At 60.7% G+C, this 2,286-nt stretch carries 1 protein-coding gene; it reads left to right on the plus strand.

Going from position 1 to position 2,286, the window contains the following annotated elements; genetic code table 11:
- Window positions 1–169 precede the first annotated feature (169 nt).
- Window positions 170–2,286, plus strand: a 2,117-nt coding sequence (locus tag ACMV5H_RS25365; RefSeq protein ID WP_414822781.1) for a fimbria/pilus outer membrane usher protein, incomplete at its 3' end; no start/stop codon positions are given.

Consider the following 2,286-nt stretch of genomic DNA (forward strand, 5'->3'; position numbering starts at 1 on the left):
CCTTTCGGCAAGCAGTCTTACACCCTGCCCGCCACCGCGAGCGGGAAAGTCAGCTGGCAGCTGATCGATGAAGATGGCTGGGATACTCCGGTTGCCCAACAGGACTGACGATTTCTCCCTTCCTGGCTCGTTACGGGGAGCCACGTTCTTTCAGACGGATAGGATAATAATGAAAATTCACCCTCTTGCGCTTTCCCCACTCCTGGTGGGCAGCGCATTGATTGCAGGCACGTCTCCAGCCTGGGGCCGCGACTACTTTGACCCGGCGCTGTTGTCGCTGGGTGGTGGCCTGGAAGCCGTCACCGACCTGAGTGCATTTGAAAGCGCCGGACAGACCCCGCCGGGGACTTATCTGGTGACGGTGTTGGTCAACCGCAGCGAGCGTGGCCAATACCGCGTCGTATTCACCCCGGCTGACAAGGGCCAGGTCAGCCCGGAATTGACCCCGGCCTTCCTGGCGGAGATGGGGATTAATACCCCCGCATTGCCCGCTTTTGGCGGATTGCCGGTCGACAAGCCAGTCAGTGACCTGGCCACCCTGATCCCTGATGCCAGGGTACACTTTGATTTTCAGCAACAGCGCCTGGAACTCAGCATTCCCCAGGTGGCGATGAAGCCGGACGCCAGCAGCGTGGTTAACCCTGCGCTATGGGACCAGGGCATGACCGCGTTTTTACTCAACTATACCCTCAACGGCGGGCGCAGCCGTCAGGACGGACAGTGGGGCCAATCCAACAGCGAACAGTCCAACCTGTTCCTGGGGCTGCACAGCGGATTGAACTGGCAGGCCTGGCGCCTGCGCAGTGACATGACCTACACCTACAATAACAGCCGCAGTGGCTATGGCGACACGCAAAGCAACCAGCAAACCCGTTTCTCAAATACCTATCTGCAACGCGATATCCAGGCCTGGCGTTCGGATGTGCTGGCTGGGGAAAACAACACCGGCAATGACGTTTTCGACAGCATTCCGTTTCGCGGGGTGAAATTGAGCTCCAGCGAAGACATGCTGCCACTCAGCCTGCGGGGATTCGCCCCGGTGATCAGCGGCATTGCGCAGAGCAACGCCCGGGTTACCGTCAGCCAGAACGGTAACGTGGTGTACCAGGCGTATGTCGCCCCGGGGCCGTTTCGGATTAATGACCTGTACCAGACCGGACAAGGAGGAGACCTGACGGTCACGGTGACCGAAGCGGATGGCAGCGTGCGTACCTGGACCCAGGCCTTCTCGGCTCTGCCGGTGATGCAACGCCCGGGTGGGTTGAAGTACGAACTGACAGCCGGGCGCTACAACGGCGGCATCACCACCGGCTCCAGAGAGGCCCATTTTGCGTTGGGCACCCTGATTTACGGGCTGCCCCATGACATCACGCTGTACGGCGGCGGGCTGATAGCGGAGAAATACGCCTCGGCGGTGGCGGGTAGCGGGATTTCGCTGGGGGATTTCGGCGCCATGTCGGCGGACGTGACCCTCTCATCGGCCCGCATGTATGAAGAAAGACAGAGCGGCCAGTCATACCGGGTACGCTATGCCAAAAGCCTGCTCAGCACGGGTACCTCGGTAGATCTGACGGCTTATCGTTACTCCACCCGGCACTATTACAACTTTGCTGACTTCAATAACAGCGGTTATCAACTCAGTGAAGGCCAGGTGCCCTGGGCACTGGCCCGACAGCGTTCGGATTTCCAGGTGCGGGTAACCCAGCAACTGGGGGATTTTGGATCGCTGTACCTGTCGGGTGCGCGCAGTGATTACTGGGGCGATGAGCAGGTGAACAATACCCTGTCGGCAGGTTACAACGGCAGTTGGCACGGCGTGAGCTATGGCCTGGCCTACAGCGTTGACCGGATAAAATCCGACGGGGATTGGCCGCAGAACCGCCAGCTGGCGTTCAATATGCAGGTACCGTTCAGCCTGTTCAGCGCGCAGCCTGCCCTCAACCGCAGCTACGCCAGCTACCAGATGACGCACGACAGTGAAGGCCGTGTACGGCAACAAGTGGGGGTGAGCGGCTCGGCGGCGGAAGACCGCCTGTCCTACAGCCTGATGCAGGGGTGGAGTAACAACAACCAGAGTGGCAACGGGGGTAGCACCAGCAACCTGACTCTGGGTTGGCAGGGGAGTCAGGGCATGGTCAGCGCCGGATACAGCCACAGCAGCCGCTATAACTCACTGAATGTGAGTGGTAACGGGGGGCTGGTGGTACACCCCAACGGGGTGACGCTGAGTCAGCAACTGGGCACCTCGGTGGCCGTGGTCCGCGCACCGGGCGCTGCCGGGGTGAG

It is taken from the genome of Serratia sp. N21D137 (genome assembly GCF_047530005.1).
Taxonomy (GTDB): Bacteria; Pseudomonadota; Gammaproteobacteria; order Enterobacterales; family Enterobacteriaceae; genus Chania; species Chania fonticola_B.